Genomic DNA, 13501 nt, shown 5'->3' with positions numbered 1-13501 from the left:
GGCCTCGGGCTGCCCGGCGGGGGTGTGGGGGCGGCGGGCTGGGGAGCCCAGAATTCCGGCGGGGGCGCCGTGCCGTCGGCCGGGGGCGAGGAGGCTCTCACCGGGGCCGCGAAGCTTTCCGCGGGGCCCGCCGGCGGAGCTGCCGACGGGCCGCCCGGGGTTACCGGGCCCGCCGGGCTGCTTGTGGCTGCTCCGGCCGGGGGCGCCGTGCCGTCGGCCGGCGCCGAGGAGGCTCCCACCGGGGCCGCGAAGCTTCCCGGGGGGCCCGCCGACGGGCCGCCCGGGGTCGCCGAACCCGCCGGGCTGCCTGGGGCGGCCCCCGCCGGGGTCGCCGGGCCCGCGAAGCTTCCCGTCGGGGTCGGTGGGGCCGCGAAGCTTCCCGTCGGGGTCGGTGGGGCCGCGAAGCTTCCCGGTGGGGACGTCGGGGGCTCCGCGTGGGCCGGGTTCGGGGGGAGGGTGGGGAAGGGGGTGGTGGGGGGTGCGTTCGGTGGGGTCAGGGCGCCCAGGACCGGTTGGGGTGGCGGGGGGCTCTGGTCGGGTTCCGGCATGGCCACGTACGGGCGGATGCGCAGAGGGTTGAATCCCACGCCCCGCCCACACTCGCAGCCGACGCCCACGGCGTCGCATTCCGGACAGCGCTCTGCGCTCACTGGGTACCCCTCCCTGGACACTGCCAGCGATTATGCAGACCCCTTTGGCCCCACCCAACCCTTCCGAGAGGCCATAACCGGACACACCGCTCAGGATGGAGATGTTGATCCTGCCTGAGGAGGTGCCGATGGCTCAGGACGTGACCGCGTCGGCCGTGGACCCGAAGCCCGCCGCCGAGCACGCCTCACGCGAGGTGCTCGTCTCGATCGGGGCGCTGCTGCTCGGCCTGCTGATCTCCGCACTCGACCAGACCATCGTCTCCACCGCCCTCCCCACGATCGTCAGCGACCTCGGCGGCATGGAGCACCTGTCCTGGGTGGTCACCGCGTACATGCTGGCGTCCACCGCCGCGACACCCCTGTGGGGCAAGCTCGGCGACCAGTACGGGCGCAAGAAGCTCTTCCAGGCCGCCATCGTCATCTTCCTCATCGGGTCCGCCCTCTGCGGCCTCGCCCAGAACATGCCCCAGCTCATCGGCTACCGGGCCCTGCAGGGCCTCGGCGGCGGCGGACTGATGGTGTTGTCGATGGCGATCGTCGGCGACATCGTCCCGCCCCGCGAACGCGGCAAGTACCAGGGGCTCTTCGGCGCCGTCTTCGGTGCGACCAGTGTGCTCGGGCCCCTGCTGGGCGGCCTGTTCGTGGACCACCTCTCCTGGCGCTGGGTCTTCTACATCAACCTCCCCATCGGTCTCGTCGCGCTCGTCGTCATCGCCGCCGCCCTGCACATCCCGGTCCGCTCCTCCCGGCACACCATCGACTACCTCGGCACCTTCCTCATCGCCTCCGTCGCCACCTGCCTCGTGCTCGTCGCGTCCCTCGGCGGCACCTGGGGCTGGGGCTCGACCCGGATCATCGGGCTGGCGGTCCTCGGGGCCGTCCTCCTCGTCGCCTTCCTCCTCGTCGAGCGGCGCGCCGCCGAACCCGTCCTGCCGCTGGGGCTGTTCCGGATCCGCACCTTCACCCTCTGCTCGGTGATCAGCTTCGTCATCGGCTTCGCCATGTTCGGCGCGATGGTCTACCTGCCGACCTTCCTCCAGGTCGTGCGGGGCGTCTCACCGACCATGTCGGGCGTCCACATGCTGCCGATGGTGTTCGGCCTGCTGATCGCCTCCACCCTCTCGGGGCAGATCGTCAGCCGCACGGGCCGCTGGAAGGTGTTCCCGATCGCCGGCACGGCCGTCACCGCCGTCGGCCTCCTGCTCCTGCACCAGCTGGAGCGCACCAGCTCCGACTGGGAGACGAGCGCCTACTTCTTCGTCTTCGGCGTGGGCCTCGGACTGGTCATGCAGGTGCTCGTCCTCGTCGTGCAGAACGCGGTCAGCTACGCCGACCTCGGGGTCGCCACCTCCGGTGCCACCTTCTTCCGCTCCATCGGCGCCTCCTTCGGCGTCGCCATCTTCGGCACGGTCTTCACCAACCGGCTGGGCGACAAGCTGGACGCCGCCCTCGCCGGAGTCCCGCTGCCGCCCACCGCGACGCCCGCCCGGCTGGAGGCCGATCCCCGGGCCATCGGCGCGCTCCCGCCCGCACTGCGCCCCAGGGTGCTGGACGCCTACTCCTCCGCGATCACCGACGTCTTCCTCTACGCGGTGCCCGTGGTCCTGGTCGCCTTCGTCATCTCCTGGTTCCTGAAGGAGGACAAGCTCCGCGCGTCCGTCACCGCGCCCGATGTGACGGAGACCCTCGCCTCCAACCCCGTGCACCGCTCCTCGCACGAGGAGGTGGCCCGCGCGCTGTCCCTGCTCGGCACCCGCGAAGGCCGCCGCCACGTCTACGAGAAGATCACCGCGAAGGCCGGCTACGACCTGCTGCCCGCCGCCAGCTGGCTGCTGCTGCGGATCAACAAGTACGGCTCCGTCGAACCGGCCGTACTGGCGGAGCGCACCGCCATCCCGCTCAAGATCGTCACGGACGCCGCCCGCCAGACCGAGGAGCGCGGATTGGCCACCCGGGACGGGCTCGGGCTCGTCCTCACCACCCGGGGCAGGGAGGTGGCGGGCAGGCTCGCGCAGGCGCGGCAGGAGTCCCTGGCCGAGCTGCTCGGCGACTGGTGGGGTCCCGACCGGCCCACCGACCTCATCAAGCTGGTCGAGGAACTCAACCGGGAGCTCTGCGGATCCGACGCCGAGGAGCCCTACGACGCCCTGCCCCGCCGGGACCACTCCGCTCGCTAGGGTCTGTCGTCAAACTCCCTCCCCCAGCTACCGCTGGGAGGTGCCCCCAGCCCCGCGATGCCTGGCACGCGCTCTCGCCGCACCGGGCGAAAGCCAAGTACGTCCAGTACGCGGGCTTCCGCCCGGCGCGCCGAGAGCACGCACCTGGGGGCACCTCCCAGCGGTAGCTGGGGGAGCCGCGGGGCCGCCCTCCGGGCGACGACGGGAGTTTGACGACAGACCCTAGGGCGCGGATGCCACGGGGTCGAGGGTCTTCTCGAACCAGTGCTGGGCGTACGGCCCGGAGTTGTACGCCGGTATCTCCCGGTACCCGTGGCGCGCGTACAGGGCGCGGGCCTCCACAAGGTCCGAACGGGTGTCCAGGCGCATCCGCGTGGCGCCCAGCCCGCGGGCGGCCTCCTCCAGCGCGGCCAGCAGGGCCGCCCCGCCGCCGGTGCCGCGGGCGCGCTGGTCCACGTACACCCTGGTCAGCTCGGCGGTGGCGGGGTCGAGCAGGCGTATGCCGCCGCACGCGAGCGGCCGCCCGTCGAGCCGGCCGACCATGAACTGCCCCGTCGGCGGCAGGAGCTCGTCGGCCGGGAAGTCCAGCATCCCCTGGTCGATCTCGGCCTCGGTGACGGACCGTTTCCAGTACCGCCCGGCGACCTCCGCGTAGTAGGCCCGCCGCAGCACCGTCGCGTCCGGGGTGGTGAAGGGCTCGGCCACCACCTCCCACCTGCTGTTCCCTGGGGGCGTGGCTCCTGTCGTCATGATCGTGTTTCTGTCCATGGCGTCATTGTCCGACGCCTCCCTGATGGCCCGCGTGGAATATCCACAGGCACGGGCCGATGATGAGGAAAGACGTAAATCGCACAAACGGAGGGTGTGAACCGTCATGTCGGAGCATCCGGACTGTGCCCTGATCCGCCGCGGCTACGAGGCCTTCGGCAAGGGCGACATGGAGACCCTGGGCACGCTGATGACGGCCGACGTCATCCACCACGTGCCCGGCAACAACATGCTCTCGGGGCACCACAAGGGCCGGGAGGCCGTCCTCGATCTCTACCGCCGCTTCGGGGAGGAGACCAACGGCACCTTCCGGGTCCGCCTGGAGAACGTCATGGTGGACGGCCGCGGCCACGCGATGTCCGTGCACGTCGCCCAGGGCGACCGCGGCGACCGGGGCATCGAGATCCACGAAGGGCTCTTCTTCACCATCGTCGGAGGCAAGATCACCGACATCGACCAGTGCACCCAGGACATCGACGAGAGCGACGCCTTCTGGGCCGCCTGAGACGGCCCGAGGGCGGCCCGAGGCGGCCTGAGAAGACGAAGGGGGCCCGGGGTGAAGCGCCCCGGGCCCCTCCGCGCACCTCGCACCGACCGGAGGCGTCAGGCCTTCTTCGGCGCCGCCTGCTGTACGACCTCGAACGACCACACCTGCGACCCGGAAGCCGCCGGCTTCGGCCGCTCACCGCCGGCGCCGCCCGCGCCGCCGCCCTGGTGCGCCGCCTTCATCGGACCCTCCATCCACGCCTGGAAGTCCTCCTCGGATCGCCACCGGGTGTACACGAGGTACTGGTCCGTACCCTCGATCGGCCGCAGCAGCTCGAACCACTCGAACCCGTCCGAACCCTCCACGGCGCCCGCCCGCGAGGCGAACCGCTGCTCCAGCAGCTCCCGCTGCTCGTCCGGGACGGTCAGCACGTTGATCTTCACGATGCTCGGCACGTGGCACCTCTCAGGAAACACAGGCCGGGCACTGCACCTAGCCTTGATCACGTACGTGCAGTCTCCTCTATCCGCCAGTCAAAGCGTCGTGAGGACGACTCCCGGGCGCCCCCGATGGCGCAGCGCGACCGGTCCGCCCGGCTCGCCGCTCGACGGGGTGGGCGACGCGTTGCCACTTCGAGGACGCCGGCAAGTCCAGTTGCGACCCGAGCTTCCGCAGACCGGGGTTGGAGGATGATGATCATCGAAGCTGGAATCACCGCTGCCGGCGCCCCTATCAGGGCCACAGCTGCCAGGTTCATCGCCTCATCGTGGCGCCCCCACCGGCCCACCAGGCGGCGGGGGTAGCTGCTCTGCTTCCCCTGCTGCACCTCGTGGCACGGCTCCTGCAGAGGACTGCAGGACAACCGCGGCGGCGAGTGATGCGGCACGGACTTGGAGGATTAAGACAAGTTCGTATGCCTTGAGCGCTAGACTCTCCGCAGCCTTAACGGACGACACTTCACGCGGGGGGAGCGCGCAGTGCTTCTTGAAGACCAGATTGAAATGTACAGGCGTCAGATTGCCACGGATTCCTATCCCATGTCGATCGGCGAGTTGGCAAATCTTTACCGCGACGGCGAAATAGACATCCACCCGGAATTCCAGCGGATCTTCAGGTGGAGGGATGGACAGAAGAGCCGCCTGGTCGAGAGCGTACTTCTGGGTATCCCGTTGCCTAGCATCTTCGTCGCTCAGAATGACAAAGGAATCTGGGATGTGGTCGACGGAGTGCAGAGGCTGTCAACCATTTTTCAGTTCATGGGGATCCTGCGAGGAGAGGAGGGAGAACTTTTTGATCCTCTCATCTGCATTGACGCCCCGTTTCTAACCCACTTGGATGGGTGCTCATACGACGCGGTCGAGGGGGCCGAGAAGTCTCTGACTCCAACGCAGAGGCTGGACTTCAAGCGTGCTCGCGTTGACATGAAGATCATTAAGCGTGAAAGCGACAATAGGGCAAAGTATGACCTATTTCAGCGCTTGAATTCCTTTGGGTCGGTTGCGACGGAGCAAGAGCTTCGCAATTGCTTGCTCGTCAGTATGAGCAAGCCTCACTTCGAGTGGCTCACCGCTGTCTCTAGCGATCGGAACTTCCTTGAAGTTCTCGACATGCCGCAGAGGCTTCTCGACGAACGGTACCACATGGAGCTCGCTCTCCGATTCACTCTCCTCCACTCGATTCCAGAGCCCCGCTTGTCGTCCATCCGTAACATCGGAGAATTCCTCACCGAGCAACTTGTAAACTTTGCCGACCTCTCGCCTCGTCGGCTGGAGGAGGAGATGAGCGTTTTCACGCGGACGTTCGAGATTCTTGCGGAATCGGGTGGTGCTGACTTGCTCCGGCGGTGGAATTACGCAAAGAGCCGTCCCGAAGGATACTTCTCGCTCACCGCATTCGAGGTATTGGCCCTCGGGATTGCGTACAACCTTCCCGGGCGAAAGTCTAATTTTAGCGATATCGGAGGCAAGCAGAGAGTCCTGTGGTCGAATCCTCAGTTCTCGGCTGGCCGTGCGACAGGTGTTCGTGGCGACCAGAGGATGAAGAGGACAATCCCATTCGGTCGTCAGCTTTTTTCGAGCTGACGGAGCGTCTTTTGGACCTCCAGAAGTTCGCCGAAAAGACCCAGAAGGGCTTGGCGCATCGAAAAGCCGAGCTTTCGCGTCTTAGCATCATGGTTAACGGATCTCATCGGGATACCTCGCAGGAGTCGGTTTTGTGCCGGTCCTCGATCGTCCTGGCCTACGCGCATTGGGAGGGATTTGTAAAGCAGGTCAGTAAGCTCTATGTGGAGTACGTAAATTCTTGCAAGGTTCCCGTCCTTGACCTGAAGCCGTGTTTTCAGGCAGCACATGTACAGACTCACCTGAATCGGGCGTCGAAGGGTGTGCGGATACCTTTTCTTGCCGAATTATTGGACAAGATAGACTTGGATAGAAGGGCGACATTTTTCGTCGATCCAGCCAAGCTTGTTGATACTGAGAGCAACTTGACGTCAGAGGTTTTCCGAAACATTGTCGGATCTATTGGGCTCCCTTATCTGGAATTCTACTCCACCCGGCAGGCTTTCATCGATGAAAAATTGGTATTCAGTCGAAATCAGATCGCACATGGGGAGCTAGTCCCCTTCAGGTCTGCGGATGTCGCTGAAAGAATCGAAACCGTGCGAATTCTGCTGGACATGTTTGCGAATCAGGTTCTTGATGCGGCTCGGGACAGCTCTTTCCTTCGAATGCGGTGATGTTGGATTCCTTTTTGTGGAGGAAGGGTCGATGGGAGGGTGGATATCGTGGATTTCGCGGCCGCGCCTTGATGCGCCTGCGGTATCGAGGGGACACGATTGACCCCTGGCAGATGTGGGCCGTACCCCTGCGGCAAGGTTGAACGCCCGTGAGGCACGCCGGACGCCACTGCCGCAGTTCGCTGTGTCGATTTCTCTTGCCGCTTGGCTGTTCCAACCCCTTTGGATATAGAGCCTCTTGTGCTCATGCTCCCCGAGGGAATCGCTCGTGCGCGTTGGTGCAACCCACTCGACGGCGGGGGCGACCGTGACCTTGGAGTTTCTCGGCATCATCCCCAACTCGCCAACTGACGAGTCTTGACGAGCTGGCTCCACGAGGAGACCGGCGACCTTCTGATCCAGTCATACAAGGCGACCGAGGACGAGGTGAAGGCGTGCCGGGGTCGGTTCAATTCCGGTCCGCTCCACGGACGTTCCGGACCATGAGGCGATCGTCAGGCTTCCGGCGTCATGCTGAAGTACATCCCGCCCCGCGAAGACGACTGAGAGGCACGCAGTGCAGCCACCCGCAGGGCAAGCCCTGGCGCGAGCGCGGCACTCGGCGGTGCACCTCGAATTGCGCGACCGCTACACGCTGGACGACCCCGGGTTCATGGCGTGGCAGCGGGGTGAGCGCCTCGACCCTGCCAACCTGACCTCGTGGTGGGTGCACGACGTCGTGCGTGAGGCGACCGGCCGGGAGGTCGTCGTCCTGCGGCTCCGGATCGCGTCGGAACGGGTCAGTGCCTACGTGCGCTACGAGTACGACTGCACGTGCACGAACATCGCGGCCGGCGAATCGTTCCGGTATTCAGCACACCGGCCGCACCGGGCACATGACGTTCCCACGGGAGTTTTCCGAAGACGCCGTGGTGGAGCGTGTCCGGTGACCGGGGCATGAGGGGGCGTTCCCGCCTCAACGTGCGCGTGGTGAAAGGCGGCTCCGTCGGCCCCCTTTGGATTTTCCGTTCCGGTAAGCCCGGTCGCCCGTTCGTACGCGCCCCGGTCGATGTGGCCTACTGGGACGGCTTCAGGGACGTGTTCCCGCCCTGCGGGTGCCTGCGCTGCCTACAGGTCATGTGGAGCGTCGAGAGCCCGCGTCCGTGAGATTCCGGAGGGCCAGGGGGGCCTATGGGGGCGCCACGGCGGGTACCGCCCGGTGGTGAGGCCCCGTGCGAGTGCCTTGACACCCTCATGCCCGCCATCCCCGGGATCCCGCCCGGGATATCGTCGTCCCGGTAAGGGAACGGGGCACGACGCGCGGCAGCCAGGCGGAGCGACACCGGCGGTCGACAGGGCGGAGGGCGGCGGGGCGTGGCTGATGCGGTGGAGCGCGGTGGTGCCGGGGGGCATGCCGGGGTCATAGGCGGTGGCGGCCGGCTCGGGGCGGTGCGGATCCTGCTGTGGGCGCTCGCCGCGGTCCTCGGCGTCCGACAGGCGGCCGCGGTGCTGCGCGTGCCGCCCGGCGAGTGGCTCAGCGGCCTCGACCTCCCCGGAAGCCTGCCCGGACCGCTCTACGGCGCCGGGCAGTTCACCGGAACCCCCTTCGCCGGCCTCGTCCTCAAACCGCTCGCCGGCCTCGCCGCCCCCTCCCTGGAGGTGGCCTGGACCTGCGTGACGCTGCTCCTCGTCGCCGGCGTCGGCCTCGTCGCCGCTCGGGCCCTCCCCGACCCCGTGCCCCGCCGCACCGCGCTGCTCGCCGCGCCCGCGCTGGTCGCGCTGATGATGGCCTCCCTCCCCGTCCGCGAGGCCGCCTCCCCCGGGCAGACCGCCGTGCTGCCCGTCCTGCTGGTGCTCCTCGCCGTGTTCCGGGTCCCCGGCGGCCGCCCCGCCGGCTTCCTCGCCGGCCTCGCCGCCGCCCTCCAGCCCGCGCTGCTGCTCTTCACCCCGCTGCTCTGGCTCACCGGCCGCCGCCCGGCCGCCCGGGCCGCCGCCGTGACCTTCGCCGGAGCCACCGTGCTGTCCTGGGCCTCGCTGCCGCGCGACTCGTGGACGTACTGGGTCGAGTACCTCGCCGGCACCGGCCTCGGCGCCGCCCCCGACGCCCTCGCCAACCAGTCCCTGCACGGCGCCCTCCTGCGCCTCGGCCTCAGCGGCCCCGGCGAGATCGCCCTCGCCCTCGCGCTCGCCGCCGCCGTCGCGTGGACCGGCCTGCGCCGCGCCGTCCGCTACGCCCGCGACGGCCAGCTGCTCCTCGCCGTCGCCGTCACCGGCTGCGTCGCCGTCGCCGTGTCCCCGGCCGGCTGGCGCCACCAGCTGCTGTGGGTGCTCCTCGCCGTGGCCGGCAAGGTGGGCACGCGCGCCGCCGACCGCCGGGTGTGGCCCGTCGCCGTCGTGCTGGCCATGAGCCTGCCGAGCGCCGTACTGCTGCCCAACCTGGCCGCGCTGGCCCCCGTACGCGACAACGTGCTGCTCCTCGCGGCCCTCGCGGCGGCCTGCGCCGTGCCGTTCCTGCCGCGCTCCTCCCCGTACTGGCGCCGGCCCGTACCCACCGCCTACGCCGAGCCGGCCGACGCGCGCTGGTCCCGGATCCCGCTGCTGCCGTTCTGGCGGCGGGTGCGCTCGCGCCCCAACCTGCTGCTGGAACTGCTGCTGATACGGGTCGGCTACTCGATCTACTCGCACATCCGCGCCGCGGCCCCCACCAGCCGTTCCCTCGCCGAGGGCAACGGCGGCCAGATCCTCGGGATCGAGCGGACGCTCGGCATCGACATCGAACGCGCCGTCAACCGTGCGGTGGTGGACACGCCCTGGCTGGAGGCCTTCTTCAACTTCTACTACACCTCCTTCCACTTCGTCGTCCCGCTCACCATCCTCGCCGTCCTGTACTGGCGCCGCCCCGCCGACTACCGCTGGGCGCGCGCCTCCCTCGGGCTGGCCACCGTCCTGGCGCTGGCGGGCTTCTGGCTGTACCCGCTCGCGCCGCCGCGCCTGATGCCGGGCCTCGGCTTCGTCGACACCGTGCACGGGGTCCAGGACCTGGCCAACCCCTCCTACGGGGCGATGACCGCGATCTCCAACCAGTACGCGGCGATGCCCTCGCTGCACTTCGGCTGGTCCCTGTGGTGCGGGACCGTGATCGTGGTCCTCGCGCCCAGGGGGTGGCAGAAGCTGCTCGGCGCCCTCCACCCGCTGATCACGGTCTGCGCGATCGTCGCCACCGCCAACCACTGGGTGCTGGACGCGGTCGGCGGTGCGGCCGTCGTCTCCGTCGGCTTCGGGCTGGTCCACGTGCTGTCCGGACCGCGCGGGCTGAAGGCGGCCGTCCCCGGCCAGCGCCGGACCACCGAGGACGCGGACGAGGCCGCTGACGCCCTGGATCCCGTACGCACCCCCGCGCGCTCGGGACGCCGGTAGCGCGGGCCCGGCCGTAACGCGGGCCCGGCCGTAACGCGGGCCGGCCGTAGCGCGGGCCCGCCCCCGAGCGTCCGCCCCGGCCGCCGGGGTTCCTACGCCCGTCCCCGGCGCAGCAGCGCGCGCAGCGGGCCGGGGCTCTCGTACCCGACCCGGCGGGCGACCGCGGCGAGCGGCAGCGCGGTGGTGCGCAGCAGGTGCTCGGCCTGCTCGACCCGCAGATCCTGGACCAGGCGGATCGGGGAACGGCCCAGGGTGCGGGCCATGGTGCGCTGGAGGGTGCGCTCGCTGACGCCGAGGTCGCGCGCCGCGTCGGCGATGGACAGGGGCTCCTCGATGCGGGCGCGCACCCACCGCTCGAAGGCGGCGACCAGCGGCTCGTGCCGGGCCATGGCGCCGGTGATCATGTACGCGGCCTGCGAGGCCCGGTCGTCGACCACCAGGTAGTGCCGCACCAGGTCCGCCAGGGCCGGGCTGCGCCCGGCGACGAGGGAGAGCGCGAGGTCGAGGTGGCTGAAGGCGGCGCCGGCCGTGGTGACCCCGTCCGAGGTGGTCACCATCCGGGTCTCCTCCAGCGTCACCCGCCGGTAGCGCTCGCGGAACACCGGGGCGAGCCACCAGCTCGTCGTGGCCCGGAGCCCGTCCAGGACTCCGGACTCGGCGAGCAGGAAGGTGCCGGTGCAGGAGGAGGCGAGCGGGGTGCGCCGCTCGCGGGCCTCGGCCAGGATCCGGCGGGCCGTGCGCTGCCCGGGTGCGGCGACGGCCTCCAGCAGCGCGGAGGGGCGGCGTTCCACCAGGGCGGGCAGGACGAGGAGCCCGGCGTCCTCCGCCTCGCGGGCGGGCTCGGTGTCGATGCGGTGGCCCAGCCCGCTGCGGACGTGCCGGCGCACGCCGACCGTGCGGATGTCGAAGGCGGGCGGGGCGGCTCCGGGGAGCTCGCGGCGCAGGGCGTTGGCGGTGTGCAGCACGTCCAGGACGGCCGAGATCCCGGAGTCGAAGACCCCGTCGAGGGCCAGTACGGCGACTTTCACCGGCCCAGGGTAGCTCCGGGACCCGGGCCGCCGGGGTGTCGGAATCGATCCGCAAGCTGCCGGATCCGACACTCCCGGGCGGGTGTCGCCCCGCCTAGGGTCGATGGCATGACCACGTATCGCACCACCGCCCCCGAGGGCCTGCGCAGCCGTACCCACACCTGGGAGCCGAGGCCCGCGGCCACGCCGGAGATCCTGGGCATGAGCGGCCTGGAGATCCTCCGGGCGGCGCTGAAGGGCACCCTGCCGGCCGCCTCGATGATGAGCACCCTGGGCTTCCGGCTCACCGAGGTCGAGGAGGGCTCCGTCGTCTTCGAGGGGGACCCCGGCGACCACCTGCTGAACCCGATGGGCACGGTCCACGGCGGTTTCCTGGCGACCCTGCTGGACTCGGCGCTCGGTTCGGCCGTGATGACCCGGCTGCCGGCGGGCACCGCCTACACCACCGTCCAGCTGGGGGTCCACATGATCCGCCCGGTCCTGGCGGACACCCCCGCCCTGCGCTGCGAGGGCACGGCCCTGCACGTCGGCCGTACCACCGCGACCGCCGAGGCCCGGGTCGTCGGCACGCACGACGGCAAGCTCTACGCCCACGGGACGACGACCTGCGCGGTCCTGCGACCCGCCTGACGGAGGGGCACGCGACCTGGAGGGGGCGGGCATTGGCCGAAGGAACGCCGGGGCATGGTGTCCCCGGCGCCCCTTCGGTGGATCGTCGCGTCCTGTCAGGATCGGCCAGGTCGCGGGATTCCGCCACTCGGGCGAACACCGCACCGGCGGACGGCGTAGCGGTGTACCAGCGGACGGCGCGGCGGCACACCGGCGGACGGCAGGGGCCGGGGCGTGGGTGTGGCGGCCCCTGCCGCACCGGTTCACGGGCGGGCTCGCGCCGGCCCGCGGTTCGTGGGTCCGTCAGCCGGCGCTGACCCGGAGCTCCTTGATGCCGTTGAGCCAGGCCGCGCGGAGCCGCCGCGGTCCGTCCGAGGCGGCGCGCAGGTCGGGCAGGGCGTCGGCCAGGGCGTTGAAGATCAGGTCGATCTCCAGGATCGCCAGGGACTTGCCGAGGCAGAAGTGCGGGCCCCCGCCGCCGAAGCCGAGGTGGGGGTTCGGGTCGCGGGTGATGTCGAAGGCGTCCGGGTCCTCGAAGACCTCGGGGTCGTGGTTGGCGGAGGAGTAGAAGAGCCCCACCCGGTCGCCGGCCTTGATCTTCTGGCCGCCGAGTTCGGTGTCCCGGGTGGCGGTCCGCTGGAAGGACACCACGGGCGTGGCCCAGCGCACGATCTCCTCGGCGGCGGTCGACGGCCGGGTCGCCTTGTACAGCTCCCACTGCTCGGGGTGGGTGAGGAAGGCGTGCATGCCGTGGCTGATGGCGTTGCGGGTGGTCTCGTTGCCCGCGACCGCCAGCAGCAGCACGAAGAGGCCGAACTCGTCGGAGCGCAGGTTGCCCTCGCCCTCCGCCGCCACCAGCTGCGTGACGATGTCCTTGGCCGGGCACTCCTTGCGCTCGGCGGCGAGGTTCATCGCGTAGCCGATGAGTTCCACGGCCGCGTTGGAGCCGGCCTCCTCGGTGATCGCGTACTCGGGGTCGTCGTACGCGATCATTTTGTTCGACCAGTCGAAGATGCGGGAGCGGTCCTCCTGCGGTACGCCGATGAGTTCGGCGATCGCCTGGAGCGGGAGTTCGCACGCCACCTGCGTGACGAAGTCGAACGAGCCGTCCGCGGAGGCCTCCCGGGCCTCCTCCACGATCTTCCGGGCCCGGTCGCGCAGCGCCTGCTCCAGGCCGCGGATCGCGCGCGGGGTGAAGCCGCGCTGCACGATCTGGCGTACGCGGGTGTGCTCCGGCGGATCCATGTTCAGCATGATCAGGCGCTGGGCATCTATCTGTTCGCGCTGGATGTGCTCGTTGAAGCGGATGATCGCCGTGTTGGTGGTGGAGGAGAACAGCTCCGGGTGCGTGGAGACGTACTTGACGTCCGCGTGCCGGGTGACGGCCCAGTAGCCCTCGTCGTCGAATCCGGTGACGCCCCGCCGCTGCGGGCACCACCACACGGGCGCGGTCTGCCGCAGCTGAGCGAACTCCGGGAAGGGGACGCGGTCCTGGAGGATGTCGGGGTCGGTGGCGTCGAAGCCTTCGGGCAGCGCGGGACAGGGCATCGGGCGACTCCAAGGTCTGACAAGGGTCTGACGGCCCATCAGATGTTGGCTTGAAGGTAGTAACGAGTTCTAGAAGTCACAAGGGCTCCCGCGTCAACTGT

11 protein-coding genes are annotated in these 13501 nt (G+C 69.7%); 7 read left to right on the top strand and 4 right to left on the bottom strand.

Translation table 11 applies throughout. The features are described from left to right. Positions 1 to 778: 778 nt before the first annotated feature. The gene (locus D1J60_RS11295) at positions 779 to 2827 is read left to right on the top strand and encodes an MFS transporter (protein ID WP_125821015.1); all 2049 of its coding nucleotides are present in this window, start codon (positions 779 to 781) and stop codon (positions 2825 to 2827) included. A gap of 222 nt (positions 2828 to 3049) precedes the next feature. Here D1J60_RS11295 and D1J60_RS11290 read toward each other — a convergent pair whose 3' ends face one another. Next, positions 3050 to 3595: a GNAT family N-acetyltransferase gene (locus D1J60_RS11290; protein WP_241253224.1), complete on the bottom strand. Its 546-nt coding sequence runs from the start codon at positions 3593 to 3595 to the stop codon at positions 3050 to 3052. Between the two features lie 106 nt (positions 3596 to 3701). Here D1J60_RS11290 and D1J60_RS11285 point away from each other — a divergent pair, with 106 nt between their 5' ends. After that, complete coding sequence (locus D1J60_RS11285) at positions 3702 to 4100, top strand: nuclear transport factor 2 family protein (protein WP_125821014.1); 399 nt, start codon at positions 3702 to 3704, stop codon at positions 4098 to 4100. 98 nt (positions 4101 to 4198) lie between these two features. Here the strand turns inward: D1J60_RS11285 and D1J60_RS11280 are convergent, their stop codons facing one another. Further along, positions 4199 to 4537 carry an antibiotic biosynthesis monooxygenase gene (locus D1J60_RS11280; RefSeq protein WP_125821013.1) on the bottom strand — a complete coding sequence of 113 codons (339 nt, stop codon included), beginning with the start codon at positions 4535 to 4537 and terminating at the stop codon, positions 4199 to 4201. 522 nt (positions 4538 to 5059) lie between these two features. On the opposite strand from D1J60_RS11280, the gene D1J60_RS11275 reads away from it, so the two are divergent. The 4 genes from D1J60_RS11275 (at position 5060) to D1J60_RS11260 (ending at position 10215) form a co-directional block, all read left to right on the top strand. Continuing rightward, entirely contained in the window at positions 5060 to 6163 is a 1104-nt protein-coding gene (locus D1J60_RS11275; protein ID WP_125821012.1) for a DUF262 domain-containing protein, read from the top strand. Positions 6164 to 6174: 11 nt separating this feature from the next. Further along, the gene (locus D1J60_RS11270; protein WP_125821011.1) at positions 6175 to 6819 is read left to right on the top strand and encodes an MAE_28990/MAE_18760 family HEPN-like nuclease; all 645 of its coding nucleotides are present in this window, start codon (positions 6175 to 6177) and stop codon (positions 6817 to 6819) included. A gap of 556 nt (positions 6820 to 7375) precedes the next feature. Further along, complete coding sequence (locus tag D1J60_RS38835) at positions 7376 to 7759, top strand: DUF6879 family protein (protein ID WP_347147186.1); 384 nt, start codon at positions 7376 to 7378, stop codon at positions 7757 to 7759. 413 nt (positions 7760 to 8172) lie between these two features. Further along, on the top strand, positions 8173 to 10215 hold the full coding sequence (locus D1J60_RS11260; RefSeq protein WP_125821010.1) for a bifunctional glycosyltransferase 87/phosphatase PAP2 family protein: 2043 nt from the start codon (positions 8173 to 8175) through the stop codon (positions 10213 to 10215). A gap of 92 nt (positions 10216 to 10307) precedes the next feature. Here the strand turns inward: D1J60_RS11260 and D1J60_RS11255 are convergent, their stop codons facing one another. After that, positions 10308 to 11243, bottom strand: coding sequence for a helix-turn-helix domain-containing protein (locus tag D1J60_RS11255; protein ID WP_241253223.1), 936 nt, complete (start codon positions 11241 to 11243; stop codon positions 10308 to 10310). 108 nt (positions 11244 to 11351) lie between these two features. Between D1J60_RS11255 and D1J60_RS11250 the strand changes: the two genes are divergently transcribed. After that, positions 11352 to 11873: a PaaI family thioesterase gene (locus D1J60_RS11250; RefSeq protein ID WP_125603841.1), complete on the top strand. Its 522-nt coding sequence runs from the start codon at positions 11352 to 11354 to the stop codon at positions 11871 to 11873. Between the two features lie 282 nt (positions 11874 to 12155). Here D1J60_RS11250 and D1J60_RS11245 read toward each other — a convergent pair whose 3' ends face one another. Next, positions 12156 to 13400: a cytochrome P450 gene (locus D1J60_RS11245; protein ID WP_125821008.1), complete on the bottom strand. Its 1245-nt coding sequence runs from the start codon at positions 13398 to 13400 to the stop codon at positions 12156 to 12158. Positions 13401 to 13501 lie beyond the last annotated feature (101 nt).

The sequence above is a fragment of the Streptomyces sp. W1SF4 genome (genome assembly GCF_003950035.1).
Lineage (GTDB): Bacteria > Actinomycetota > Actinomycetes > Streptomycetales > Streptomycetaceae > Streptomyces > Streptomyces racemochromogenes.
Note: the sequence above shows the minus strand (reverse complement) of the source record. Positions and strands in the feature narration are given on the sequence as shown.